23 protein-coding genes are annotated in these 26,651 nt (G+C 61.3%); 12 read left to right on the top strand and 11 right to left on the bottom strand.

Features of this window, described 5'->3' with window-relative positions:
- Window positions 1–82 precede the first annotated feature (82 nt).
- Complete coding sequence (locus tag AWB79_RS22325; RefSeq protein ID WP_061169618.1) at window positions 83–1,447, top strand: MFS transporter; 1,365 nt, start codon at window positions 83–85, stop codon at window positions 1,445–1,447.
- Window positions 1,448–1,512: 65 nt separating this feature from the next.
- Here the strand turns inward: AWB79_RS22325 and AWB79_RS22330 are convergent, their stop codons facing one another.
- The 4 genes from AWB79_RS22330 to AWB79_RS22345 all read right to left on the bottom strand — a co-directional run bounded on the left by AWB79_RS22330 (window position 1,513) and on the right by AWB79_RS22345 (window position 6,524).
- Entirely contained in the window at window positions 1,513–2,529 is a 1,017-nt protein-coding gene (locus AWB79_RS22330; protein ID WP_061169619.1) for a 4-hydroxyproline epimerase, read from the bottom strand.
- Between the two features lie 154 nt (window positions 2,530–2,683).
- Window positions 2,684–3,805, bottom strand: a complete 1,122-nt coding sequence (locus AWB79_RS22335; RefSeq protein ID WP_061169620.1) for a tyramine oxidase subunit B — start codon at window positions 3,803–3,805, stop codon at window positions 2,684–2,686.
- 34 nt (window positions 3,806–3,839) lie between these two features.
- A complete protein-coding gene (gene eno, locus AWB79_RS22340; protein ID WP_061169621.1) occupies window positions 3,840–5,114 on the bottom strand; it encodes a phosphopyruvate hydratase in 1,275 nt (424 codons plus the stop codon).
- On the bottom strand, window positions 5,115–6,524 hold the full coding sequence (locus AWB79_RS22345) for a glycerate kinase type-2 family protein (RefSeq protein WP_061169622.1): 1,410 nt from the start codon (window positions 6,522–6,524) through the stop codon (window positions 5,115–5,117). It abuts the gene before it with no gap.
- Between the two features lie 166 nt (window positions 6,525–6,690).
- Between AWB79_RS22345 and AWB79_RS22350 the strand changes: the two genes are divergently transcribed.
- The gene (locus tag AWB79_RS22350; protein WP_061169623.1) at window positions 6,691–8,097 is read left to right on the top strand and encodes an aminotransferase-like domain-containing protein; all 1,407 of its coding nucleotides are present in this window, start codon (window positions 6,691–6,693) and stop codon (window positions 8,095–8,097) included.
- A 372-nt stretch (window positions 8,098–8,469) separates the two neighbouring features.
- On the opposite strand, the gene AWB79_RS22355 is transcribed toward AWB79_RS22350, so the two are convergent.
- Window positions 8,470–9,285, bottom strand: a complete 816-nt coding sequence (locus AWB79_RS22355; protein WP_198399076.1) for a FadR/GntR family transcriptional regulator — start codon at window positions 9,283–9,285, stop codon at window positions 8,470–8,472.
- On the opposite strand from AWB79_RS22355, the gene AWB79_RS22360 reads away from it, so the two are divergent.
- From AWB79_RS22360 to AWB79_RS22375, 4 genes are read left to right on the top strand one after another with little or no spacing between them, the layout of a single operon-like run.
- Window positions 9,260–10,465 carry a mandelate racemase/muconate lactonizing enzyme family protein gene (locus AWB79_RS22360; protein WP_061169625.1) on the top strand — a complete coding sequence of 402 codons (1,206 nt, stop codon included), beginning with the start codon at window positions 9,260–9,262 and terminating at the stop codon, window positions 10,463–10,465. The genes AWB79_RS22355 and AWB79_RS22360 overlap by 26 nt on opposite strands.
- 23 nt (window positions 10,466–10,488) lie before the next feature.
- Window positions 10,489–11,208 (top strand): ribonuclease activity regulator RraA, encoded by a 720-nt coding sequence (locus AWB79_RS22365; RefSeq protein WP_061169626.1) that lies wholly within the window; start codon window positions 10,489–10,491, stop codon window positions 11,206–11,208.
- A gap of 29 nt (window positions 11,209–11,237) precedes the next feature.
- Entirely contained in the window at window positions 11,238–12,614 is a 1,377-nt protein-coding gene (locus AWB79_RS22370; RefSeq protein ID WP_061169627.1) for an MFS transporter, read from the top strand.
- The gene (locus AWB79_RS22375) at window positions 12,611–13,558 is read left to right on the top strand and encodes a 2-hydroxyacid dehydrogenase (protein WP_063963526.1); all 948 of its coding nucleotides are present in this window, start codon (window positions 12,611–12,613) and stop codon (window positions 13,556–13,558) included. Before AWB79_RS22370 ends, AWB79_RS22375 begins: the two co-directional genes overlap by 4 nt.
- 191 nt (window positions 13,559–13,749) lie before the next feature.
- Here the strand turns inward: AWB79_RS22375 and argC are convergent, their stop codons facing one another.
- Entirely contained in the window at window positions 13,750–14,679 is a 930-nt protein-coding gene (argC, locus tag AWB79_RS22380) for an N-acetyl-gamma-glutamyl-phosphate reductase (protein WP_061169629.1), read from the bottom strand.
- 129 nt (window positions 14,680–14,808) lie between these two features.
- Between argC and AWB79_RS22385 the strand changes: the two genes are divergently transcribed.
- A complete protein-coding gene (locus AWB79_RS22385) occupies window positions 14,809–15,693 on the top strand; it encodes a LysR family transcriptional regulator (RefSeq protein ID WP_061169630.1) in 885 nt (294 codons plus the stop codon).
- Between the two features lie 305 nt (window positions 15,694–15,998).
- Here the strand turns inward: AWB79_RS22385 and AWB79_RS22390 are convergent, their stop codons facing one another.
- Window positions 15,999–17,498, bottom strand: a complete 1,500-nt coding sequence (locus tag AWB79_RS22390; protein WP_061169631.1) for an argininosuccinate lyase — start codon at window positions 17,496–17,498, stop codon at window positions 15,999–16,001.
- 161 nt (window positions 17,499–17,659) lie between these two features.
- Between AWB79_RS22390 and AWB79_RS22395 the strand changes: the two genes are divergently transcribed.
- Complete coding sequence (locus AWB79_RS22395; protein WP_269767993.1) at window positions 17,660–18,406, top strand: GntR family transcriptional regulator; 747 nt, start codon at window positions 17,660–17,662, stop codon at window positions 18,404–18,406.
- Here the strand turns inward: AWB79_RS22395 and AWB79_RS22400 are convergent, their stop codons facing one another.
- A complete protein-coding gene (locus AWB79_RS22400; protein WP_061169633.1) occupies window positions 18,407–19,225 on the bottom strand; it encodes an SDR family NAD(P)-dependent oxidoreductase in 819 nt (272 codons plus the stop codon). It lies immediately after the preceding gene.
- Window positions 19,226–19,258: 33 nt separating this feature from the next.
- Window positions 19,259–20,089: an isocitrate lyase/PEP mutase family protein gene (locus AWB79_RS22405; protein ID WP_061169634.1), complete on the bottom strand. Its 831-nt coding sequence runs from the start codon at window positions 20,087–20,089 to the stop codon at window positions 19,259–19,261.
- Between the two features lie 178 nt (window positions 20,090–20,267).
- Here AWB79_RS22405 and AWB79_RS22410 point away from each other — a divergent pair, with 178 nt between their 5' ends.
- The 4 genes from AWB79_RS22410 (at window position 20,268) to AWB79_RS22425 (ending at window position 25,435) form a co-directional block, all read left to right on the top strand.
- A complete protein-coding gene (locus tag AWB79_RS22410) occupies window positions 20,268–21,614 on the top strand; it encodes an MFS transporter (RefSeq protein WP_082862437.1) in 1,347 nt (448 codons plus the stop codon).
- Window positions 21,615–21,671: 57 nt separating this feature from the next.
- The gene (locus AWB79_RS22415; protein ID WP_061169636.1) at window positions 21,672–23,117 is read left to right on the top strand and encodes a DEAD/DEAH box helicase; all 1,446 of its coding nucleotides are present in this window, start codon (window positions 21,672–21,674) and stop codon (window positions 23,115–23,117) included.
- Window positions 23,118–23,125: 8 nt separating this feature from the next.
- Complete coding sequence (locus AWB79_RS22420; protein ID WP_061169637.1) at window positions 23,126–23,374, top strand: hypothetical protein; 249 nt, start codon at window positions 23,126–23,128, stop codon at window positions 23,372–23,374.
- Window positions 23,375–23,668: 294 nt separating this feature from the next.
- Complete coding sequence (locus AWB79_RS22425; protein ID WP_061169638.1) at window positions 23,669–25,435, top strand: serine aminopeptidase domain-containing protein; 1,767 nt, start codon at window positions 23,669–23,671, stop codon at window positions 25,433–25,435.
- Window positions 25,436–25,487: 52 nt separating this feature from the next.
- Here AWB79_RS22425 and AWB79_RS22430 read toward each other — a convergent pair whose 3' ends face one another.
- A complete protein-coding gene (locus tag AWB79_RS22430) occupies window positions 25,488–25,793 on the bottom strand; it encodes a hypothetical protein (RefSeq protein WP_061169639.1) in 306 nt (101 codons plus the stop codon).
- A complete protein-coding gene (locus tag AWB79_RS22435; protein ID WP_061169640.1) occupies window positions 25,790–26,164 on the bottom strand; it encodes a phage holin family protein in 375 nt (124 codons plus the stop codon). Before AWB79_RS22435 ends, AWB79_RS22430 begins: the two co-directional genes overlap by 4 nt.
- Window positions 26,165–26,651: the final 487 nt, after the last annotated feature.

Below are 26,651 nucleotides of genomic sequence, written 5' to 3' on the forward strand. Positions count from 1 at the left end.
TGGCGCTTCCCATGTGCAAGCCCTCGATGCATCGGAGGGCTTGCCACAGACACCTTCCATTCAAGCCATGAGACTAGCACGCATGCAAGACAAGACGTCGGAGCGCTCGACGCTCGCCATGGCCAATCGGGCCGTCAGGGCCGCCACACTGGGTAGCGCACTGGAATGGTTTGATTTCACGCTCTATGGTGCGATCGCGGCCACGGTCCTGCCGAAGCTGTTTTTTCCGGCGCTGGATTCGACGGTGGCGGTGCTCGCGTCACTTGCTACCTTTAGCGTCGGCATGGCGGCGCGTCCGTTGGGCGCGGTGATTTGCGGTCACTTCGGCGACAAGATGGGGCGCCGGAACCTGATGCTCGGAACGGTCGCCGCGATGGGCATCACCTCGGTCCTGATGGGACTGCTGCCTACCTATGCGCAGATCGGCATCTATGCGCCGCTCCTGCTGGTGCTGCTCCGCGTGATTCAAGGCTTCGCCCTCGGCGGTGAAACCAGCGGCGGCCAGTTGATGGCCCTCGAACACGCGCCGGCGGACCGGCGTGGCCGATACTCGGGGTTGATCGGCATGTGCGCGCCGCTCAGTCAGATCGTCGCCAATGGTGTGCTGCTGGCGCTCTCAGCGACGATGGAGCCGGCCGCATTTGAAAGCTACGGCTGGCGCATTCCCTTCATCGCGAGCATAGGTCTCGTGGTGGTGGGCATCTACATCCGCCTGCGCGTGAGCGAGACACCTGCGTTCGTCGAGATGAAGCGTTTAGGCATTGCCAGCCGCGGACGGCCCTTGCAAGATGCGGTTCGTCTGCACTACAAGACCATCTTGCGAATGATGCTGTTCTTCTGCGGCCCCACGGCGCTCTTCTTTCTTGCTGTGGTGTTCACGCTCAGCTATCTGAACAACACGCTCGGTGTATCGAAGCAGACGAGTTTCCTGCTTCTGATGATCGGTAATGTCTGCGCAGTGGCTGGTTCGATCATCGGCGGCGGCCTGAGCGATCGCTTCGGGCGCAAGCCGGTTTTGCTGTTCGCGTTGAGCGCTACCTTCATCCTGCTCCTGTGCTTCTATCCCATGCTCGCGACGAAGAATTTTGTCGTGATGGCGCTGGCCATGGGCCTGTTCATGGGCTTTACGCAAGTACAGACGGGCGTGCAGGCCGCGACCTTCGTCGAAGTCTTTCCGACCAATGTGCGTTACTCCGCGTCTGCGCTCGCGCTGACCGGCGCAGGGCTTCTGGCGGGCGGCTCCGTCCCGGTGCTGGCGGCATGGTTGTTGAAGCTCTGCAACGGCTCACCTTGGGGCGTGGTCGCCATGTGCGGTTCGGTGAATCTCATTGCGCTCGCGATGATTGCAGTTGGACCTGAAACAGCGGGCATCGACATCAATCGAACGGATAGCCTCGACGGCGGGCAAGAAGAAGACGCCCAGGTTTCAGGACGCGCACCGGTATGAGCGAATAGACGAACGAGTCGACGGGCACTGCATACCGCAGCGCCCGTCGCTGCGTTTCGCGCCCGTCAGCGTGCGAAATCCTCCAGGCTGAATCCGTGAGCGTAGGGCTGTGACTCGTCCACGTAGTGTTCTCCACGGCCCGTAATCCACGCCTGTCCTTCGACACTGGGCAGCACCGCCTCAAGACCGCTTTCGAGTCGGGTGACTGCTTCGACACGGCCCACGAAGGCGCTGAGAATCAGGCTTTGATGCGTGAATGTCTGTCCCTCTTGCAGCAGTCCGCGGGCATGACGTTGAGCGACGCGCGCAGAAGTTCCGGTTCCGCACGGCGATCGATCGATGAGCGTCGCGCCGGCAATGACGACCGCGCGGCCGTCCGCGTTCTCCGACTGCGACGCGCCCGTCCACATGCAATGCTTTACGCCGCGAATCGCGGGTTTGTCCGGATGAACGACATCGATGGTCTCGTTGACCGCTTCCTGCATCTGTCGCCCGTATTCCAGCAGTTCCGCAGGCGAAAAGTGTTCGCAACCGGGGAAGTTGGGCTGCGCCTCGACGATGGGATAGAAGTTTCCGCCGTAGGCAATGTCCACGACGAGTTTCCCGAGTACCGGGTGATTCACTTCCACGTCGCGGTGAAGCAGGAAGCTGGGGACGTTCGTGAAGCGCACTGTCTTGACGCGCTCGCCATCCATTTCATAGCGCGCCGTCAGCTTGCCCGCCGGTACGTCGACGACGACCTTGCCCGGCTCGCGTGGCCGCACTAGACCGGCTTCGATGGCGAACGAGATCGAACCGATCGACGCGTGCCCGCACATCGGCAAAAAGCCGGATGTTTCGATGAAGAGCAGGCTCATGTCTGCATCGGGCGACATCGGCGGGTACAGGATGGTGCCGGACATATGAGCATGCCCGCGCGGTTCCATCATCAAGGCGCGACGGACCCAGTCGTAATCGGCGATGAAGGCCTCGCGCACCTCGTACATCGACGAGCGTTTCACCGCCGGCGCTCCGCCCGTCACCATCCGCACGGGCATCCCTTCCGTGTGACCTTCAATGCATTCGAAACGATACCTTGTCATTCAAATTCTCTTTATGTGCATGGCGCGCGACGTTCGCGTTTCACGCTACGTTGATTTGGAAACAGCCCGGAGTGTGGATCCGGGCTGCTGGTGAATGCTGCTTCACTAGGGACATCAAAGACCCCGAATATCCGGAGGCCTCGGTGTGAACACGTCACGCCTGGCTTGGCTTCTCCCACAGATTGAGCGACTGTCCAATGCCCTTGTCAATCGCATTCTTGTACAGATCGAAACCCCAGCTGATGTCGAATACAGCCATGCCACAAGCGATGAAGATGACTCTGTCCTTCGCGCTTTCGCGGCCCGGCTTCACGCCGTTGACGACATCGCCGAGACCGGTCGAGTCCGCAAGCGAGGGCAGCTTGCCGGCGTCGATGAGGCGATAGAAAGGGCCGCCGATGACGCCGCTGTAATACGCTTCCTTGTTCCCCGAGGCGACGGCATCCTCGACATAAGCCTCCTGGAGCGGCGTGTGGTCGAAGACGATCTTGCAGTTCGTGAGGAAAGACTCGTCCGTATTGAACGGGCCGGACACGAGAATGGCGGCGCCTTCCTTGATCCACTCGTCCTTGAAGTGCAGGGGTTTGAGACGAGAAGCGGCGACGGTGATGACGTCGGCATCGCGGAAGCCTTGCTCGGCTTCGTCTACACCGATAGCGGAGACGTGATACGTTGCCTCGATCCAGCGCGCGAATTCGTTCGCCTTGTCGAGGAACACGTCGAAGCAGACGACCTTCTCGATGCCGGAAAGCTGCGTCATGATCGCGGCGAAACACGCCTTGTTGATCGGCCCGCAACCGATGACCGAAGCGGTCTTGGCATCCTTGTTCACGAGATACTTCGCCGCGACACCGGGCACGGCGCCGGTCCGCGCCGCGCTCAAAAGATTCGCCGACATGAGCGCGAGCGGCGCGCCCGTGTCCTTGTCGTTGAGCATCATCGTCAGAATGGAGCGCGGCAGACCTTTCTGTGCGTTCGCATGGTTGGAGCCGTACCACTTGTTGCCACACACGTCGAAGCGGCCACCCAGATAACCGGGCATGGCGGCAAAGCGGCGATCCGGTCCCGCCACGGGCATGTTAGGGAACTTCGTTTCTTTCGGGAAAACGATGTTCAAGCCGTGGTTGTTGTGATTCGCGCCGCCCATCAGATAGTCGCCTTTGCCGAGCAGGCTGAAGGTCTCTTCGCAGACGGACACGCAACGCGCGGCATCGAGAACGCCGGCGTCGATCATGTCGGGTTCGGAAAGGTACAGGAAGTCGATCTTAGGGTACATGGGTTAACCTTTGTTGGCTGAAGAGAAGGGCGAATCAGAAGCGCAGCAGCGGAGCGATGTCGTAAAGACGGCAAGCCGAGCTTCTTGCATTGGCGCGCATCAGAAAGTTCAGTTTCTCGATGCGTTCGCCCGAGCGCGGCGCGCCGTTTTTCTGAAAGGGCACTTCGAGGCCAACGGAAAAATCCATGACCACATCGTCGACGACACCGCCCGAACGCCCCGACGGCACCGCGATCATTCCGTGCTCTTGCGCGAACTTATACGCATCCATCGCTTCGGTGATGGTGCCAACCTGATTGGGCTTGAGCACGAACCCATCCACGGCGTGCGTGTCATGCGCGCGGCGCAGCAGTTCGAGATTCGTCACGGTGAGGTCGTCGCCAAGCACGATCGTCCGCTTGAGTTCACGAACGGCTTTGCTATAGCCTGCCCAGTCGTTCTCGTCGAGCAGGTCTTCGATGAAGACCATATTGAACCGCTCGGTCAGGTACTTTGCGTACGCGATCAACTCGTCGGAAGACACGCGCTCTCCCTTGAGCAGATAGCGGCCCGTCTGCTTGTCGTACATTTCGCTCGATGCGCAATCCAGCGCGAACGCGATGCGGTCGCTATAGCCGCATTCGTCGATGGCTTTCTGCATCAGCGTGAGGATCATTTCCGGATCTTCCGACGGCGCGGCATAGCCATACGAGCTGGCAACCTGCGGCTTGTGTCCGAGATACGACGTGAGCACCTCGCCCAGCTTATGGAACACCGCCACCGCCATTTCGATCGAGAAGTCGATGCTATCGGTGCCGTAGGGCACGATCAGAAACTCGTTGAACCCTTGGGTGAAGCCTTCGTAACGTCCGCCATTGACGACGTTGAAACACGGCACCGGCACCGTCCTGATGTCTCTGCCGGCAATGTGCTCGTAAAGCGGAATGGCGCGCGCGTCGGCGGCTGCACGGAACGCCGCGATCGACACCGAATAGATGGTATTGCCGCCCAGACGATGTTTATCCGGGGTGCCATCGAGCGCGATCATTTTCTCGTCGATCGCGCGCTGATCCGACACGTCCATTCCGATGAGCGCCGGGCCAATCACGTTCTCCGCATAATCTACCGCCTTGTGCACGCTCAGCCCTTTATACGTGGACGGATCGCCGTCGCGCAGGACGAACGATTCGTGCATGCCCACCGAAGTGCCGGTCGGCGCCGCGCCACGACCGGTCGCGCCGCTCTCCGTGCGAATCTCGACTTCCACCGCAGGCCGGCATTTGCAATCGATGATCTGTTGCGCGCGAACCGATACGATTTTGTTGTCCATTTACTCGCTCTCCTTCGGTGCCGGGACGTAGAGGATGTTCAGGTCGCACAGGTTCGTTCCCGTGTTGCCCGTGAAAACGGCGGAGCCGATGGAGGAGAGCGCTTCGTAACAACTGTGTTCGCGGAGGGCCTGAAAGAGACTGACGCCCTTGGCGGCGGCAGCCTTGAAGCTGCTCGAATCCGTGATGCCGCCCGCCACTTTCGCCGTGCCGTCCGTGCCTTCGCTATCGATCGACAGCAGGCACGCGCCTTTCGTCTTCTCCGCCGCGATGGCGAAACCTACGGTCATCTCCTGACCCGGACCGCCATGTCCTTTGATGGCGCTGTTATCGCTGATATGCGTCGTCACTTCTCCCGAACTCAGCAGCACGCAAGGCGGCTTGATGGGATTGCCGTACGTCTGGATTTCGCGCGCGATGGAAGCGAAGAAAGTGCCCACATCGCGGCTTTCGCCTTCCAGAAACGACGACACGATCATCGCCGGGATGCCCATGTCCTCGCAGATCTCCCTGGCGTAAATGCAGGAATCCGGAAGCGTGTTGAGCAGGAAATAGGTGTTGTCGGGAAACGCCTTGGGCGTCTCCGCTTCAGGACCGGCGTGCATCAGATAGTCGACGACGCTCCTGGGCAAACGGTCCGCCACATTGCGATTGATGATCGTCGCGCGAGCGTCGTCGAGCGTCGTCATGTCGGGGCCGATCGGCGTGCTCTTATAGGCCGCGTAGGGCACGGCGATGTCGCCCGTGGCGGGAGACCCCACTGCGTCGCTGATGCCGAAACCGATCAACTCCGCGCCGACCGCCTGAATGCGCTTCGCCAGCATGCCGCCGTTGAGGGCCGAAATATGCCGGCGCACGGCGTTGATCTCGTAGATGCCCGCGCCCGACTTGAGCAGCACATCGGTCGTGTCGATCTCGTCCTGCAGCGAGATGCCTTCGATCGGACACGACATGAGCGCCGAGCTGCCGCCGCTGATGACCGCAATGAAAAGATCGTCCGGCCCCGCCTGATCCACGAGTTCAATGATCTTTTTCGACGCGCGATGACCTTCGTCGTTCGGCAACGGATGACCGCCGACGAACACTTCGGTCTTGTTGAAGCGATCCGATTCCTCGTGAATCTTCACGATGGCGATGCCGTAGGTCAGACGATCGCCCAGCACGTGATCGACCGCCATCGCCATGTGGTTGCAGGCCTTGCCGGCGCCGATGAGATAAACGTTGCGCTTCTTCGACAGATCCCACGAGCGCGTGCCGATGTGCAACGTTTCGCCATCGAGACGCATGATGCCTTGAATGCGTCGGTAGCTGTCCAGACGCTCGAGCGTGCGATCGGCGATCTCGAGCACGATTCGGCGTGAGTCAATCTCGCCGTGCGAAAGAATCTCTGTGGAGTTTCGTATCTTCTTCATATGGGTATCTGTGAGGGGAGTCTTCTCGCCAAATTCGTGTGGCGATAACGTGAGTGCAATTTAGGCAAACACCCTGCACAGAGACATGTACACTTTCCTTAGCGCGCGGATCGCTGTACAGGCCGTGCGACCTGCACACCTCTTCCTTTATTCTTCGAGCTTTTGCATGAAGCCCGTTCTATCGCTGGATGCCGGTTCCGAAACCTCCCTCACCATGCAGATCGTGGCGGGCATCATTCGGGAAGTCGAAGAGAAGCGCTGGAGGCCCGGCGCACGCGTGCCGAGTATTCGCGCGTTCGCGAGCGCGCATGGCGTATCGACCTTCACGGTGGTGGAGGCATACGACCGCCTGGTTGCGCAAGGCGTGCTGGTCGCACGGCGGGGGGCTGGTTTTTATGTGTCGGACAGGCGCTTTGCCTCGCCGCGGAAGGCGGCGGAAAAGCTCGACGAGAAAGTCACCAATGGATGGCTGGTCCGGAATTTTCTCGGCGCAAACGAGGGGGCGATTCACGCGGGCGCTGGCTGGCTCCCGGAAACCTGGTTCGACAGCGAGGGGATCGCGCGTGCGCTCAGGCAGCTTGCGTCACATCCCGAACATCTTCTGGGCTACGGCGATGCCCGCGGTTTCGACCGGCTGCGCGAACAGATCGTGCGGCAACTGGCCGAGTACGAAATAGAAACCGATGTCGCCGGTGTCATGACCACTCTCGGCGCGAATCAGGCGCTCGATCTGGTGATACGGCAATTTACGCAGCCGGGCGATGTCGTCATGGTGGATGAGCCTTGCTACAGCGATCTGCTGGTCGCGCTGCGGATGCGCGACGTCGAAACCATCGGCATACCGATGACGCCCGCCGGCCCGGACGTTGCCGCCATGGAGGCGGCTCTCGCCACGAACCGACCGAAGCTCTACTTCACGAACAGCCGTCTGCATAACCCGACTGGCGCCAGCTACAGCTCGGCGGCCGCCTACAAAGTGCTGAAAGTAGCCGAACGCCACAATTGCCTGATCGTCGAGGACGACGTTTCCGCCGATCTCGTGCAAGGCGCGCACTTCACGCTGGCGTCGATGGCTCAACTGAAAAATGTGATTTACGTCGGCAGTTTCTCGAAGACCATAGGCGCGGGCTTGCGCGTCGGTTTTGTTGTCGCCGATCACGATGTTCTCGAGGGCCTGCTCTATCAGAAGCTGGTGTCTGGCATGTCCACCCCGACCGTTACCGAGCGTCTCGTCAGCGCGATCCTTTCGGAAGGGCACTATCGCAAACAGACCGAGCAGTTGCGGGACCGTCTTGCAGCCGCCCAGGAGAAGACTTGCCGCCGGCTCGAAGCGAGCGGCTTCGAGGTATTTTGCGAGCCTCGCTCCGGAATGTTCGTTTGGGCGAAGGCGGGCGGCGGCGTGGGCGGGGACTCGTCACGCCTCGCCGAACTGGCTTTGAAAGAACGGATCCTGCTCGCCCCGGGCCACCTCTTCTTTGCAGGCCGCGTAAAGACCGGATGGCTCCGGTTCAACGTCGCGCATTGCAACTTCGATCGTTTGTTCAACTTTCTCGCGAACTCTGCGGACCGCTGACGCTCGGGCGTACCGTCTTTCCAGGTGTGCAGCTTCATTCGCCTATACAGATAGGGCGACGTGTGCATGTCGCTCGCTATTTTGGCAGGTGAGCATGCAATCGAGACACGACGATGACGATGACGATGACGAACTCGCGCGTGCTGGCTCATCCTGAAACAAACGGTAGCAAGGATCGCTCATGATGCCTTGGCTGAAGGCAATACTGGGTCGCTGCGCGGAGCGTCCTCGTGAAGCGTCCTCGACCACTTCGGTGATGTCGGCGACTCCGCTCGGCTTCGCCGTCACCGCTCATTACGACTCCAGTGCGAAGCCTTCGACACCCTCGAAACGAGCCTGGGATCAGAGACGACGATAAGCCTGTTTCACAGCCTAATCATCGAACAGTCGTGCGATCCCACTTCTGATATGCGACACCATCGCTTGCCGCGCTCTTTCCGGGTCGCGCCTTGCGATGGCTTTGTCGATCAACAAATGTGCCTCTCGAATGTCGCGCACGCGACGGACTCTCGGCTGTGACGAAAGCTCGCGGATGACGCGCGTCGCCATGCGGCGCTGATCGCGGATCGCCGCCATGGTCATCGAATAGAATCTGTTGCCGCTCGCTTTGGCGACGGCTTCATGAAACGCGATGTCTTCCTCGATGCTCTCCGTTCCGCGATTGATCGCCAGCTCGAGGATGCGCCGACGCGTGGTGATTTCGTCCCTCAACGCCTGATCCTCGCTGAGCGCGGCCCAGGCCGCGCATTCCCCTTCTATCACGCAGCGAAACTCCAAAAACGCGCGCACCTCCTCCACGCTCTGAATCGGCCCGCACGGCGCGCTGCGCAAGTGCGGCTGCCCGACGTAGTTTCCTGCGCCTTTGCGCGACAGCACCCAGCCTTCCGAGCGAAGGCGCGCCAGCGCCTGACGTACGACCGGCCGTGACACGCCGAGCATTTCCGCCATAGGGTTTTCACCGGGTAGCTTGTCGTCGGGCATGAGCCGGCTGCGATCGATGAAAGCCAGAATGCCTTGATACGCGGCGTCTGTGAGGGGGGAACGGTCATGACGGTCAGCATCGAAGAATGACGAGTGCATCTTAAACCTGTAATACAGGTGAGTCGATTCTTTGACGATGCCGAATCGCGGCCTCACTTCGTCAACGGTCTTCAACACTGCCATGTCCAGAATCACGAAGCTGCGCACGATCCGCATTGCCGAAAGGCCGAACGTCATTTGGGTCGAAGTCGAAACCGACGAAGGGTTGATGGGCCTCGGCGAAACCTTTCGTGGCGCGCAGGCCGTGGAAGCAGTCATCCACGAGCAAGTGGCGCCGCAGATTCTCGGTCGCGATTCGCGTCAGGTCGAAGCGATCTCACGACAGTTGCATACGCCGTATGTCGAATTTCAGGGCGCTAGCGCGGAGATTCGCGCGGCGAGCGCCGTCGATATCGCCCTCTGGGACATCAACGGAAAGCGTCACGGTATTCCCGTGCACGAAGCGATGGGCGGCGCGAACCGGCTCGAGATTCAGGCCTATAACACCTGTGCGGGCTACTCGTACAACAGCAACGACGTATCGCGCCGCGTGATTGGCAGCAACGATGCCGCGCAAGGTCCCTACGACGATCAGATCGCTTTCAATCAGGACGCGGGACGTCTTGCGATGAGTCTGCTCGAAGAGGGCTATCGCGCCATGAAAATCTGGCCGTTCGATGTGTTCGCGGCATCCACCGGCGGTCAGACGCTTTCGCTCGCGGACCTGAAGAAGGGCCTCGAACCGTTCAGGAAGATCCGTCAGGCCGTGGGCGACGACATCGAAGTGATGTGCGAACTGCATAGCCTGTGGGGCGCATTGCCCGCCGAGCGCATTTGCCGCGCGCTCGAAGACTACGGCGTGTTCTGGGTCGAAGACCCGATCAACAAGATGCACGATGTCGAGGCGCTCGCCGATCTGCGTTCGCGCGTGCGGGTGCCCATTTGCGGCAGCGAAACACTCTCAGGCAGCACGCAGTTCCGCGAGTTGATGGCAGCAGATGCCGTCGACGTCGTCATGCTGGATATCGCGTGGTGCGGCGGCCTGACGGAAGCACGCAAGATCGCGGCGATCGCGGAGTCGCATCGCCGGGCGCTCGCGCCGCACGACTGCACCGGGCCCATCACGCTGATGGCGGGTCTGCATCTCGCGCTGCATGCATCGACGGCGATCTATCAGGAAGTGGTGCGCGCGACGCTTTCCACCTGGTATCGCGATCTCGTCACCGAGCTTCCCGTCATAGAGCGTGGCATGGTCAAGGCGCCGGTGCTTCCGGGTCTCGGCACGGCTCTGCGTCCGGAAGTGAAGCTTCGCCCCGATGTCATTCTGCGCGAATCCCTTCAATCCTAATTGCATAGAAAGACGTTATCAGCATGTCGATTCTGACTTCCGCATTTCGCGCGCAACTCGAAAAGATCAGCACGGCCACGCTTGCCACCGCGCTTTATAAGCGTGGTCTGCGCCAGCAGGTGATTCAGGGCGTGACGCCGCTCGCGCGTCTTGACAAGAGCATGGTCGGCGAGGCGTTCACGCTGCGCTATATCCCGGCGCGCGAAGACCGCAACGGACTGGAAGTTTTCCGGAACCCGGAGCATCCGCAGCACAAAGCCGTCGAAACATGCCCGGCGGGCGCGGTGCTCGTGATGGATAGCCGTAACGATCCGCGTGCGGCATCTGCCGGCGGAATCCTCGTGACGCGTCTGATGCAGCGTGGCGTGGCGGGCGTCGTGACCGACGGTGGCTTCCGCGATTCCGACGATATCGCGCGCCTCGCTATGCCTGCGTTTCACACCCGTCCGTCGGCGCCGACGAATCTGACCTTGCACGAGGCGCTGGATATCAACGTACCGGTCGGCTGCGGCGGTGCAGCGGTGTTTCCCGGCGACGTCATCGTTGGCGATAACGATGGCGTCATCGTCATTCCGGCGCATCTTGTCGAGGAGGTTACGACGGAAGCCACGGAGATGACCGCTTTCGAAGACTTCGTGATGAAGCGTGTGAACGCGGGCGAAACCATCTTCGGGCTGTATCCGGCGACAAAGCCGGAAACGCTCGACAAGTTCGCCACATGGCGGAGCCAGAACGGGCGCTAAAACGCTGCCGTTCAACCAAGGGGACAACGATGCAAATCAGACAGGATGGCAGGCCGACCAAGGTCCGCTACTGGATTCTCGCCGTGCTGTTCATCGTGACGGCGCTGAACTACGCGGACCGCGCGACGCTGTCGATTGCGGGTACGGCCGTAGCCAAAGAGTTCGATATCGGCCCCGTCGGAATGGGATATCTGTTCTCCGCATTCGGATGGAGTTACGTGCTCGGCCAGATTCCCGCAGGGTGGCTGCTCGATCGATTCGGCTCCAAGCTGATCTACGGCCTGAGCCTGCTGTCCTGGTCGATGTTCACGATGCTGCAGGCGAGCGTCGGCGTATTTCATCCGGCTTATGCGTTCGTGGCACTGTTCGTCATCCGCTTCTTTCTGGGTCTCGTGGAATCGGCCGCATTTCCGGCCAACAACCGGATCGTGGCCGCATGGTTTCCGGCGGCCGAGCGGGGCGCGGCGACATCGATTTTCAACTCTGCGCAGTATGTGGCCGTTGCGTTCTTCGGCCCGCTGATGGGACTGGTCGCCGCGCACTGGGGATGGCAGTACATCTTCGTCGGCATGGGTGCGCTCGGCATCCTCATCGCACTGGTGTGGCCGAAGGTGATCCATGATCCGAAGCGCGATCCGCGTATCAATCGCGCGGAGTTCGATCAGATCACGCAAGGCGGCGCGCTGACCGATCTCGACAGCGTGAAGCCCACGCGTGAACAGCGCCCGAATCCGCGCGCGTTGCGAAAAGTCTTGAGCAATCGAATTTTCGTGGCCGCTTACATCGGCCAATACGCGATCGCGGCGCTCACTTACTTCTTCATCACCTGGTTCCCGATGTATCTGATGCACGAACGCGGCATGCCCGTCGCGAAGGTCGGCTTCGTCGCGGCCATTCCGGCAATCTGCGGCTTTGCCGGCGGTCTCGCGTGCGGATTCCTTTCCGATACGTTCATGCGTCACGGCAAGTCCATCTCGTTTGCGAGAAAGACGCCGTTCATCGTCGGCATGTTGCTGGCCGCGACCATGGTCGGTTGCAACTTCGCGACCGAGGAGTGGCAGATCGTCGCGATCATGGCGCTTGCTTTCTTCGGTAAAGGGCTTGCGGCAATCGGCTGGGCCGTGGTCTCCGATACCGCGCCGAAGCAGATCACGGGGCTCGCGGGCGGCGTGTTCAATGCGATCGGCAACATCGGCGGAATCGTGACGCCGATCGTGAGCGGCTACATCATCGCGTCGACCGGATCGTATGCGGGTGTGCTCGTGTTCGTCGCGGCACACGCGATCATTTCGGCTGGCGCTTACGCGTTCCTGATGGGGCCGATTCACCGCCTTGATCTGGGTGTCGAAGATATGGAGTCGCGCACGACAAATGCAATGTCATCCAAGGAAAGGAGTGCCGTTTGAAAGTTCTCACACTGAGACAGCACAGTCCGCATGCGTCATTGCTGGGCGAATTGCTAGGACCTGACTTCGAGGTTCGCGGCGTGGCTGACGTGAAGAAAGATTCGCTCGATGCCGACGTGCTCGTGACGACGCATCTCTCGCCGGACGAAGCATCCGCGGCGACGGCGAAACTGGTGCACGTGCCCGGCGCGGGTTATGAAGGCGTCGCGTGGAATAGTCTGCCGGATGGATGCATCGGCGCGAATGTCTTCTGTCACGAGGTGCCCATTGCCGAATATGTGCTGCACGCCGCGCTGTCGCGTGTATTCGCGCAACATCGGCCGGGCGCATTGAGCGATAAGACATGGCCGCGCGCCTATTTGCAGCGCGAGTTTCGCGGTGAGCTTTACGGCGCGCGCATGACGATCGTCGGCACCGGGCACATCGGGCAAGAAGTGGCGAAGCGCGCGCAGGCGTTCGGCGTCGCGACGACCGGCATCAATCGCAGTGGACGTGCAGCAGCGCATTTCGATACGACGGCGCCGATCGAACGCATCGACGAATTCCTGGCGCAGACGGACATTCTGGTGCTGTGCTGCCCGCTGGACGATACGACGCGTCATCTCTTCGATCGAGAGCGGCTCGCCCGATTGCCGTCGACGTCTCTTCTCATCAATGTGGCGCGCGGCGGAGTGATCGAGGAGCAGGCCTTGTATGAAGCGTTGCGTGACCAGCGCATCGGCGCGGCTGTACTCGACGTCTGGTACCAGTATCCAAAGACGGTCGACGATGACATGGCGCCCTCGCGCTATCCGTTTGCCGAGCTTCCGAATGTCTCGATGACGCCGCATATCTCCGGCTGGAGCCGAGGCTTGCTCGATCGTCGCTATCGAGAGATTGCCGAGAATATCAGACGTCTTAAGCAGGGCGACGCACTGGCTAATGTGATCTGGCCGAAAAGATAGACTGCGCTATTTTCCGCTTCATTGGATACTTCTAGTTTCGGTATCACGATGTCGGTGTTTGGGCGGTGCATTGATTTCGCAGTTACTGACACCGAACGCCAGGAAGCGACATTCAATGGCCACGAACCGATGTGGCCACCGGCGCTGGCGCATGGGTGATGCGGCCCAACGTTATCTCAACCCAATGGCCATCATTGGTGCGCCAGCATCAGGTTCAGGTTCTGAACCGCTGCGCCGGATGCGCCCTTTCCGAGATTATCGAAAACCGCGGACAGGAGGACGTGCCCGTGTTCCGTGCTAGAAAATACGCTCAAGTGCATGTCGTTCGTACCGTTCAGCATTTGCGGGTCCAGGTGCTTCAAGACGCACGATTCTTGCAGCGGCAAAACATGTACGTGGTCCGACTGGGCATAGTGGCGGGCGAGGCAGGCGTGTAACGTGGCGCCATTCACTCCGGGCGCCAGCAGTCGCACAGCCAGCGGCACCGTCAGCACGATGCCTTGGCGGAACGCTCCGTATGCAGGGACGAAAACGGGACGTTCCAAGAGCCCGGCGTGCTGCTGGATCTCGGGCGTGTGCTTGTGCGCGAGCTCCAGGCCATATACCTGGTATGAAGGCGCGTTAGCGGTTCCGGTTCCCTCGTATTCCTCCACGCCGGCGCGTCCGCGTCCGGAGTAGCCGGAGACCGCATGAATGCTGATGGGATAGTCGCCAGGTATGAACCCCGCCTCCACCAGCGGACGCAGCAGGCCAAGCGCACCGGTCGGATAGCAACCGGGGTTGGTGACCCGACTTGCGTTTGCAATCCTCTCCGCCTGTCCCGGCGTCATCTCCGGAAATCCGTAAGTCCAGTTCGGCTGTGTGCGGTGGGCGGAGCTTGCGTCGATGACTCGAACCGCAGGATTGACAATCGTGGCCACTGCCTCGCGTGCGGCGGCGTCCGGCAAACAGAGGATGGCGATGTCGCAGGCGTTGATGGCTTCCGCGCGACGCCGCAAATCTTTGCGCTCCGCAGCTGCAAGTGTGATCAGTCTGATATCGGTCCGGCTGCGCAGCCGTTCGTGGATCAGCAATCCGGTGGTGCCTTGGTCGCCATCGATGAAAACAACAGGAGAGCTCATACGTGGAATACTCCGCTGACTTAGGGCTGGGAAAGCTAGAACGAGCCCCTATGTTCCGTGGACGGCTAGAATAGAGAAAGTTGAATTTCATAATGTGTACATTCAGTTTTTCTGAATCCTGACGCCGATATGCGAGAGATCAGCCTGGACCGCCTGCGCACTCTGGTCGCGATTGCAGACCGCGGCTCATTCGCCGAAGCGGCGCGTGCATTGCACCTGGCCCCGCCAACGGTCAGCCTCCATATCGCTGAACTTGAAGACCGCATTGGAGCGCCACTCCTGTCGCGGAAGCGCGGACATGTCAGGCCGTCGGCGATAGGAGAGTTGCTGGTGGAGCGCGCGCGTCGACTGCTGGCCGATGCTGAGCAGGCGTTAGAGGATATTCAACGCCAGGTGCAGGGGCTCGAAGGGCGCGCGCGGCTCGGTGCGTCGACCGGCGCGATCGCACACCTGTTGCCGCAAGCGCTTGAGGCGCTGCGCCAGCACCATCCCGCCATCGACATTCAAGTTGCGGTGCTCACTTCACATGAAACGTTGTCGCGACTGTCCGATGGGACGCTGGACGTCGGGCTGGTCGCGCTGCCGCAACCCCCTGTGGCTGGGCTCGTGATCACGCCCTGGAGGCGCGACCCCGTGATGGCCTTTGTGCCGGCGCACTGGCGGTGCCCGGCACGCATCACGCCTGAATGGCTCGCTGCCCGACCACTCATTGTCAATGACGCGACCACGCGTCTTTCACGTCTGACTGCGGAGTGGTTCGCGGCCGGCGGGCATCATCCTGCGCCTCGCATTCAGCTCAACTACAACGACGCGATCAAGAGTCTGGTAGCGGCCGGTTACGGCGCCGCGCTATTGCCACATGAGGCGACTGCGCCATTACCCGACAAGCGCATTGTCATGCGTCCGCTGCGCCCGGCGTTGTGGCGTCGGCTCGGCATTGTGCATCGCGCGGGCTACGTCGAGCGCTCCACGCAATACGTACTTGAGGTGCTGCGTGATCTGCGATTGAAGTAGGAGTCGCCGTTTTCCGCTTCGGTTTGATCTCGCTGGGACAGCAGGCTTGCTCAACGCCTCGCGTCGGACAGAAAGTGTTCGCGATCACGACCGATGGTACGGCGGTGCAGGGCGCGGCGGGAGGGCGACGATGGCTGGTGCAGTCGAGACGCCGTGGTTCGTGGTGCAGGCAGCAGCAACCGGCGCAGCCGGGCACGCCCGCGAGCGCTATCGCGAGCGCCAAAAGACGACAAGCGTGCCGAAAGCACCGAGCGCAAAGGGGACGTCAATCAAGCTGATCAACCCCGATGCTGCGCTGGCCGGACCTATCGATTGTCTAGTAGCTTGTCGAAGTCACGATCGAGCATGGCCAACGACGAATCGATTCTGGCGCGCTTTTCCTTGACCCAATCGTCCTGTTGCCTGAGCTTCGCGCTCGCGGTGCTCAGCATGCGCTCCATCTCGGCGGGCTGAGGGCCGCCGACGGTACGCCTGTTATTGACGATGGCCACCGGATTCAGCGTCGAGCGAAATTCCTCTTCGCTCATGGGAAGCACCCCGTCGCCGTACCCCTTGGTGGTTTCTGCATAGATTCGCTGCGCCTGATCGTAGGGGAAACTGCTGGGCTTGATATTGTTCGCTCTCGCATATTCCACGACCTCGGACGCGAAGTGGTGTCCCAGCCTGAAGGGCAATTTGTATTTCCGCATCAGCACGTCTGCCACTTCCTGCGATGCGGTCCAGTCGCTGTTCAGTTCTTCCAGTGCCCGGGCCTGATCGATCACCAGCGCCTTCAGGATATCGTCCCACTTCCGCAAGACCGTGACGGCGCTGTTCACCATCTCCTTGTTGTCCCGGACTTCTTTTGCGTCGGGCATGCCCGGAGGCAGATTGTGTGCCCGCATGACCGGTCCCATCGCCAGCGTGATGGCGGTCGATGCATCGGCCCGGGTCGAATTCAGCAGCCCCGGGTTGCGCTTCTGAGGCATGGCGCTGGAAACATAGGTATTGTTGCCGCCTTCCTGAAGGAGAATCCACGGTCGCGGCTGCGCATACTGCGTCATGACGTCCTCGATGAAGCTGCCCGCATGGAGCGCGATGCTCGTGACGATCGAGCCGACTTCCACCGGATGATCCACCGCTGCGATCTGATGCGCATCGTAGGCGTTGTCCACGATGCCGGCGAAACCCAGGTACTGAGCCATGCGCGTGCGGTCCAGCGGCCAGCTCGTGCCGTTCAGGACCGTCGTTCCCATCGGACTCAGATCGATGCGCGCATACGCCTCGCGAATGCGCTGGGCGTCGCGATCGAGTGCGGCTGCGTAGCCGAGAAGATAGTGGCCATAGCTATTCGGCTGGGCAGCGACGCCGTTCGTGTAGTTCGGGACGATGGTTTTCTCATGCTTGCGCGCGAGCGCGACCATCGTCGCGGACGTCTTGTTCAACTGTTCGGCGAGCCGGAGCATGTCGTCGCGCATGATGGCTGCGCGATACGTGGCGTGCATGTCCTGGCTCGAACGTCCCGCGTGCAGGAGCGTGACGTCCATCCCGCCTGCGCGGATGAGCAGAGGCTCGAACGTGATGACGGTGGAAGGACGTTTGGCGCCAGGCTGATCTCCGTCATGAAGCACCTTGGCAAGCCCGCGCGCGATGCCGGGCGCCAGCGTCTTGTCCAGCAAGCCCTCGTCGGTATTGATGACGGCGCTCGCCTTGTTGATTTCGCCCAGCCAGTAAAACTCGTCCCGGCTCGTCGACTGCTGGGCGCTGGCTGGCAACGCATGGAGAGAAATCGCGAAAAGCAGGGGAATGACTTTCTTTCTGAGCATGGCTCGGTAGTCCTCGTCTCCGGAAGGTGGAAGCACCTGTTCATATATTCATTGCGCGGAAAGCCGGCAGCGCATTTTAGACAACGGCTTTCCGTCAGGCGAGTGTTCAGCCGGTGCTACCATGTAACATGGTAGAAACAATGGTGGCGCGGCCAAACTTCATGACTCGAAAAATTGTGATCGACCGTCCGCGGTCTCTGTCCGGCGTCGTTACGGAGCGATTGCGTGAGGCAATCATGACCGGGGAATTCGCCCTGGGCGAGGCGCTGTCCGAAGACACACTCGCGATCGAACTCGGCGTGAGCCGCACGCCGATTCGCGAGGCGCTCAGCACCTTGCAGCATCAGGGACTGGTCACCATCGTTCCGCAAACGGGCACTTTCGTGTTCGCGGCGACAGCGGACGATGTCGGTGAACTCTGCGATTTTCGAGCGACGCTGGAAGTGAAGGCGGCGCGACTGGCCATGGCGCATCACAAGGACGCCGCGCTGGCGAGTCTGAAAAGTGCGTTCGCGGATATGACGCGCGCACAAAAGAAAAAAGACAGTCGCGCCTACGCACGGGCGGACACGCTGTTCCATGCGGCATTTCTCGATCACTGCGACAACCAGTATCTGAGCTCCGCGTATCTGCTGGCGTCCGGGCGGGTGAGCGCGTTGCGCACGCATCTCGCCGGGCACGTCGAGGGGGAACCTGCGCGTTCCTTCGACGATCATCGCGAGATCATCGAACTGTGGGCCAAAGGCGATATCGACAGGATCGAAAGCGTGCTCGTTCAGCACATCATGCGGACACAAGCCAATTACCTGCGCGCGCTGGAGAGCGGTCAGGTTTCAGACGGCGCATCCGACGCCAGCGGGCGTCCGGCGGTGAAGAAACGCCGGACGCGTAGGGCAGGCGCGGCCTGATCAGCTCATCGTGAGGCCGCCCTCGATGTTGAGGGACTGGCCGGTCATGTAATCCGAGTCTTTCGACGCCAGAAAGGCCGCGAGCCCGGCGACATCGTCCGCCGTTTGCGGGCGGCCCAGCGGCACGGCGCTCACGCGCTGCTTCCACGCCTGTCCGGATTCCCAGTTCTCGATGGCGGTCCATTGCTGATCGATCAACTTCCACATGTCGGTCTCGACGAGGCCCGGACAGATCGCATTGACCGTGATATCCGGCGCGAAGGTATACGCCGCCGATTGCGTGATGCTGATCACAGCCGCCTTGCTCGCGCGATAGTGAGGAATGACCGGCGCCATCGGTCCCGCGCCGTAGCGGCCCGCGATGGACGACAGCGTCACGATCTTGCCCTTCGGACGTCCTTCGGCGATCGGCGTCTGCTTGCGCATCTGGCGCGCGGCGGCCTGAGTCGTCAGGAACACGCCCTTGGTGTTCACCGCGAACACCTTGTCCCAGTCCTCCTCGCCGATATCCAGATATTGCTTGACCTGAATCACGCCCGCATTGGCGATCATCATGTCGATGCGTCCGTATGCCTCGACGACTGACGCGACCATCCGCTCGCAGTCCGCTTGCCGGGTGACGTCCACGGTGATCGCGATGGCTTCGACATCGCGTTGACGCAGTTCGTCGCAGACGGTCTGCGCGGCGCCGCCGTTGATATCCGCGATCGCGAGTTTCGCGCCTTCTTCCGCGAGGCGCAGGGCCATTGCGCGTCCAATACCCTGGCCGCCTCCGGTCACCGCAACGACGAGTCCCGCCAGCGATTGATGCTTGCTCATTCCTGTCTCTCCAATAAAGTCGTGGTGGGCGCGTCAGATGTAGTCGGACTTGCCGAGCAACGCCTCGTAGTCGGCAAGCGTCATGCGGCCTTGCGGCGCGTCGGCGGTGGTGCCGTGCGCCTTGATGTGATCGACGAAGCCCGTCATCATCTGCGCGTAAGCGAGCGTGGCCGACACCGGGAACGCGAGCAGTTTCACGCCAAGCGCCTCGAACTCTTTCGCCGTCAGCGGCGGGGCCTTGCCGTCGACATAGTTGAACATCAGCGGCGCGTCGATGGTCTCGACCGCTTCCCTGATTTCTTCCGCCGATTGCAGCATCTCGAGCAGCACGACATCGGCGCCTGCCGCGGCGTAGGCGCGTCCGCGCGCGAGCGCGTCCGCGAAGCCGTTGGGAATGCGCGCGTCGGACCGGCCGATGATGAGCAGGTCGGGATTCCGGCGTGCCTCGCAGGCCGCGCGAATCTTGTCCGCGTGTTCTTCTGGCGAGATCAGCGCGAGGCCGGCCATCGCCCCGCAGCGCTTGGGCGTGACCTGGTCTTCGAGATGGATCGCGCCGACTCCGGCCGCCTCGTAGGCGCGAACGGTGCGCTGCACGTTGTTCGCATTGCCGTAACCCGTATCGGCATCCGCGATGACGGGAATTTGCACGGCATCGGCGAACGCGCGGCCGCGCTCGACCATCTCCGTCATGGTGAGCAGGCCGATGTCGGGCGCGCCGATGAGCGACGCCGACAAACCATTGCCCGTCATGTAGACCGCCTCGAAACCCGCGCGCTCGATGATGCGCGCGCCCAATGCATCGTGACAGCCCGGGGCCACGATCAGTCCGGGTTGCTTCAGCCGTGCGGCCAGATTCTTCGACACCGTTCGTCTCCTTTCGAATGTCCTTGTTTCAGCTAAGGCGCCAAATGCGGGAAAACCGCGATAACTGGGATACTAGTTTCTCATATACGATAGCGCAACAGTTTTTGATCATGCGCCGGACTCGGGCGCGACATAACCACCGGACGGCGTGCAATCCGCATCGAAGAGAGGAAAAAGGATGTCATCAAACAGATCGGCGACGGGGCTCGCGCCAAGGAGCGAGGCGGCCGGAAGGCAAGGCGATGGCGCAATGGAGCGCGCCGTGATTCGCAAGCTGCACACCCGGATCGTGTGGTACTGCTTCCTGCTGTTCATCATCAACTACCTCGACCGCGTGAACGTCGGTTTCGCGGCGCTGGAAATGAACAGCGAGATCGGGCTCGATCCGAAGGCGTATGGCCTGGGTGCGGGCATCTTCTTTATCGGCTACATCCTGTTCGAAGTGCCCAGCAATCTGATCATGGATCGCGTGGGACCGCGCGTGTGGATCGCGCGCATCATGGTGACCTGGGGTCTGGTCTGCTGCGCGATGGCCGCCTTGCAGGGTCCGCACAGCTTCTATCTGCTGCGCTTCCTGCTGGGCCTGGCGGAGGCGGGGTTCGCGCCCGGCGTGCTGCTCTACATCACGTACTGGTTCCCGAAGAAGGAGCGCGGCAAGGCCGTTGCGGGCTTCATGCTGGCGACCGTCCTGTCCTCGGTGTTCGGCGCGCCGCTTTCGGGCTACATCATCGGCGCGGCACACGGCTGGTTCGGTTACTCGGGCTGGCGCTGGATGTTCCTGCTCGAAGGCATTCCGGCGGTGCTGCTCGGCATCGTCACTTTCTTCTATCTGGTCGACCGGCCGCAGTCGCCGCGTGCGAACCGCTGGCTCACCCCTGACGAACGCAACTGGCTGATCGCGAAGCTCGATACCGAACGCGAAGAAACCGGCCGCCATGGCGCACAGTCATTTCTCGCGGCGCTGAAGGACCTGCGCGTCTGGGTGCTGACGCTGATTTACATGTTCAACGGCGTCGCCATTTATGGCGTGGTGCTGTGGCTTCCGCAGATCGTCCGCAGTGTCGGCGGCCTCACGACGTTCCAGACCGGCGTGGTCTCGGCGATTCCGTTTATCTTCGGCGCGATCGGACTCGTGCTGGTCGCGCGCAGTTCCGACCGCACGGGCGAACGCAGGATGCACACCGCATTCGCGGGCTTGCTGGGCGGCGTCTTTCTTGCGGCGAGCGCGATTGCGCCCACCCCGCTGCTGGGACTGCTGGCGCTCTGCATCTGCGCGACGGGATTGTGGGCGACGCTCGGCGTTTTCTGGACGCTGCCTTCGCAATTCCTGACCGGCGCCGCCGCCGCAGGCGGTCTCGCCTTCATCAACGGTGTGGCGCAGATCGGCGGATTCACCGGGCCCTTTCTCGTCGGCTGGGTAAGGGAAGCTACCGGTGGATTCACCTATCCGCTTCTGACGCTGGCCATCGGGCCGGTCATCGCGTGCGGACTATGCCTTTCGTTGAAGGCGAAGCGCGACGTTTGATCGGTGCAATGAGCGCGGTAACCGCTAAAATTGTGTTTTTTAGCCGGGAATACGTGCATGTCTTTTGCCTCGCTTGGCCTGATCGAGCCGTTGCTGCGAAATTTGCAGGACCTCAATTACCAGACACCTACGCCGGTGCAGGCCAAGGCGATTCCTGCCGTGCTCAGCGGCAAGGACGTCATGGCCGCGGCGCAGACCGGCACTGGCAAAACGGCGGGCTTTGCGCTGCCGCTGCTGCAACGGCTGGCGCAACACGGCCCGGCGGTATCGAGCAACCGCGCGCGGGTTCTGGTGCTGGTGCCCACGCGCGAACTGGCTGAACAAGTCCTGCAAAGCTTTGTCGAGTACGGCAAAGGCCTCGACTTGCGATATCTGGCCGCCTATGGCGGCGTGAGCATCAACCCGCAGATGATGAAGTTGCGCAAGGGCGTGGATGTGCTCGTTGCCACGCCGGGCCGTTTGCTGGATCTCAATCGCCAGAACGCAGTGCAGTTCGATCAGGTACAAGCGCTGGTGCTGGATGAAGCCGACCGCATGCTCGATCTGGGCTTTGCGCGCGAACTCAACGCCGTCTTCGCCGCCTTGCCCGCTCGGCGGCAGACCCTGCTGTTCTCCGCCACGTTCACCGATGATATCCGCGCCATGGCGGCGAGCATTCTGCGCGGCCCGGTCAACATCAGCGTCAGCCCGCCCAATGCGACGGCCAGCAAGATCAGGCAATGGGTGGTGCCGGTGGACAAAAGAAACAAGCCCGACCTCTTCATGCACCTCGTGGCTCAGAACAACTGGGAGCACGCGCTGGTGTTCGTCAAAACCCGCAATGGCGTGGATTACCTGGCGGCCATGCTGGATGAAGCGGGTTATGCGGTCGACACCATCCATGGCGACAAACCGCAACCCGCGCGCCTGCGTGCGCTCGAGCGTTTCAAGACAGGCGAAGTACAAATGCTGGTGGCCACCGATGTGGCTGCACGCGGGCTGGATATCGACGACCTGCCGCTGGTGATCAACGTTGATCTGCCGATCGTGCCGCAAGACTACGTGCACCGTATCGGCCGTACCGGCCGCGCGGGCGCCAGCGGCGTGGCGGTGTCCCTCGTTTGCGCCGATGAAGCGCCGCAACTGGCCGCGATCGAAGCGCTGATCCGGCAAACGCTGCCCCGTGAAGAAGAACCGGGCTTTGAAGCCGAACACCGCGTGCCGCAAACCAGCGCAACGGGTGAGATCATCAAGAAGCCCAAAAAACCTAAGAAGCCCAAAGTGCCGCAAGCTGCGCCGGGCGTCACGCAGGCGCTCAGCAAAAAACCGCGCCCGCAAGGTGGCGAAAATAAACGCAAGCCTTCGGCGCAGCGCGCTGCGGCCCCGGAGAAAGGCGCAAGCTTGTCCGGCGGTAATCCCTTCAGCGTGAAAAAGCCACGCAGCAAACCCGTCGGCAAGCCAGTTGCGGATTCACGTAAGCCGGCTGACAAACCCGCTGGTGGCCGGAGCAAACGCCAGCCCTGATTCGTGGGATGGATAACGCGATACGCGTGGCGTGGCCTGAATTCGCGCTGCACGACTACGCCGCCGCCGCGCAACTGTGCGGCCGATGCCCTGCTCGCGACACCTTCGATCGCCGCCGATTCGCGCGCGCGTGCATTGCGTGGAGGCTCGCGATGTCGAGCGGGAGCGATGCGTATCGTCACGGCCGCTATCGCGACAGCCTGGCGGCGCTCGACGGACGCGACCGGCAACGCGCCGCGATCGCGTATGTGCGCTAAAAGGGCATGTAGAACGTGTCGCGATGTCACTCACGATAAAATCCGATCACCGGATCGCTCGCGACGATTCTCTGGCTCGATCGAACGATAAAGGGTTAGTTAATTCATCGCTCGCCTCCGACGTTGCATTTCGCGCGCATGCGAGGAACGAGAATTGCGACGCATTCAAACGACGAGGACCGTAAACACGGAGCTTCGCGAGCTGATTTTTCCATGACAAATCGCGCACTTCCGGGATCACTTTTGTAAAGAGCGGGGCCGCGTACTTAGCAGTTGGAAGCTAGGAGGGAGTTCATGAGCCCGATCGTTTTTGGCGGGCGTTTTGGGTGGCTTCATTCTGGCGCAGGCGTGCATGGCGTTGTAGTGTGCAATTCTTTCGGACACGAAAATACGTGGGCACACCAGGCCATACGTCACCTCGCCGAAGCATTGTCCAGACGAGATATCCCGGTTCTTCGGTTCGACTATCTGACGACGGGCGATTCGGCCGACAACCTCGAAGGCAACCGGCTCGACGGGCTGGTGGCGGATGTCACGGCGGCGATCGACTGCCTGCGCAGCGAGACCGGCGTCACGACGATTACGCTGGCTGGTTTGCGCCTTGGTGGAGCATTGGCGTCCCTTGCGTCGCCGCATCCTCCGGTGGACTCGCTCGCGTTGCTCGCACCCGTCACGAACGGACGCCTTTACCTGCGCGAGCTGACGGCATTAAGGAAAGCGTGGATCGAAAATCTTCCGGAACACATGCGAGCGCGGCAGCACGATGCACCGTTCAATGTCCTCGGGCAAGTGTATGGCGATGCATTTCTCGACGACTTGCGAGAACTCGACGTGGCCTCGACCGTGTGCCGTTCAGCTTCGAGACTCAAGCGCGCATTCATAGCTGATATCCGCGCGGGCGCCAGCGAGCCGTTATGCGCCGCACTGCGAAATCGAGGGGTCGAAGTAGAGACGAAGGCTTTCGTCGACTACTTTGACTTCATGCAGGAGACTGCGACATCCGTGTTGCCCGGGAAAACGCTCACGCGAACGGTGCAATGGATTGCGGATAACGTTGCCGAAAGCATCCCGATCGATCCGGCATCGGGCACGACGAAGGCTGCTGCTAGATCACGCTCGGGCGGCGATGCGATCATCGAGACGCCGGGCGCGATCGAACATCCGGTGGTAATCGGTTCAGCCGGACTATTCGGCGTCTTGTGCGAACCGCGCGATGAGCGCGCAGGTGGTCCGGTGGTCGTCATCACCAATACCGCTCTCAGCGTGCATCACGGTGACAGTCGCCAGTCGGTGCATATTGCGCGAGAACTGGCGCGGCGCGGCGTTGCTTCGTTACGCATCGATGCCCGCGGCATTGGCGACAGCCCGCATCGCCCAGCGGATGAAGCGCATCATCCGATCACGATGTCCATCCATGCGCAAAGCATCTCTGAAGACGCCGCGTCCGCTGCCGCATGGCTCAAACGCAAGGGCTACGACACGGTCATCACGTTCGGCGTTTGCTCGGGGGCGTACAGCGCGTTGCGTGCATCGCTTGTCGAGCCGGCGATTGCGGCGGTCATTGCCGTCAACCTTCAGCGCTTCTACATTCCCGAGTCGATCACGCTGACAGAGCTTAGAAGGGAGATGAGCCATACCATGAGGCGTCTCGGACCGGCTATTCTCGCGCCAGGAAAGTGGTGGCTGGTTTTGAGCGGCAAGCGAGGACTCAGGCCGATCGTCCGGGCTTTCGCATCGAATGCCATGGCCCGACTGAATTCCCAGCTAGGCATCTTGACGCGCGGGTCTCTATGCGGCGTCGGAGAAAAGCCGCTCACGCATCCGCGAGGCGTCGTTCAGGCACTCGAACGAAAGGGCGTGCACGCGCTGCTTTTGTACAGCGTGAACGACGACGGTCTGGACCAGCTCAACGCGCACTTCGGCAGGCATGGGAAGAAGCTTTCGCAACTGCGCCGGGTCAGGCCCGAAGTGTGTAGAGGCGTCGATCACTCGCTCGGCGATACCGGGGCATTGGCTCGCGTAATTGCGCTGTGCGACAACTTCATCAAGAACTTGTCGTAGCCGACAAAGCCGACGAACGGAATGCCTTTGGCGAAGGTGCGTTAGAGGAAATTCATTCGCGCAACGCATTCAGGACATCGCCGAAGACGCGATGTGCCGATGCGCTCAATCCCGCACCGACCGCCGTTTGCACCGTTCGGCGCAGTCCGAGGATCGCGATGCCGACCAGCCCGAGAGCGATCAGTTCGGCATTGGGCGTCCGCAGGAACCACGGCGCGGCGTTCTTCGTCGTCGATCGCGGCGTGAGCGGTACGCGTGCGATGCGCACGGGTTCGTTCAGTGCGTGCGCTGCGACCAGCGCCGCACGCGATTCGGCCATGCGCGCGAGGATCACTTCCTGTTGCATCGCATGCTTCATTGCGCCACCTCCCTGATCGTGTCGACGTCGCGCCGCAACTGGTCACGCAACAACTGGAACGGTTCGGCCGGCTTGTGCGACACCATCACGACGGCTGAAATCACCGCGACGGCCAGCCACGCGCCCGCGACACACCACGCCGTGAGCGTGAGATGCGGCGTGCCGACCGCGGTCACGATCACCGCGATCGATACGAACGACAGCGCAAACAGCGCGCCGATGGCGAGTGCGATCATTGCGACCGCTTCGTGAATCACGCGCCTCTTGGTTTCGGCAAGCTCGATGGGAATCAGCTCGCCATAATCGACGAGCCGCGTTGCGCAGAAATGGCCGATCCTGCGCCAATTGGAGATCTTTCTCTGGATGGTCATCGCGGATTCTCCAACGGAGTTGAAGGGAGATGAAGCGGGCTTACCCTGACGCATAGCACCACGTATGCCAGCGCCCGCTATGGCGATAAACTGCTGCCGGTTTTCCTTTCGGAAGATGCGCTCCGCGAACAAGGCGAGCAACTGGAAAAGTGGCGCGGCCGGCACTTCAAGGCCGATTACCTGGCGATGGTGCCCGTCAAAATTGCGCTTTATGAACGCTTCGCGATCCCGCGAGTTGTTCTTACACTTTCATTTCGATAACCTAGAATGAAGGTAGGTTCCTTCGTGCATCGCGGTGACACTCGAGGAAGCGGACATGCCGCCTCGGCGGAAAACCCGTTCTCGGCTGCGGAAATCGAACAGCAAAGCGGCGACCGCGAAAGTACTCGCCTGTGGGAAAAACCAATACTACTAGGTGCCTAAAGCGTACTCGGTGTCATCCCATCGGCCAGAATAAAACATGTAGGAATGCTTGTCGATAAGTGTA

The organism is Caballeronia hypogeia, from assembly GCF_001544875.2.
GTDB lineage: Bacteria > Pseudomonadota > Gammaproteobacteria > Burkholderiales > Burkholderiaceae > Caballeronia > Caballeronia hypogeia.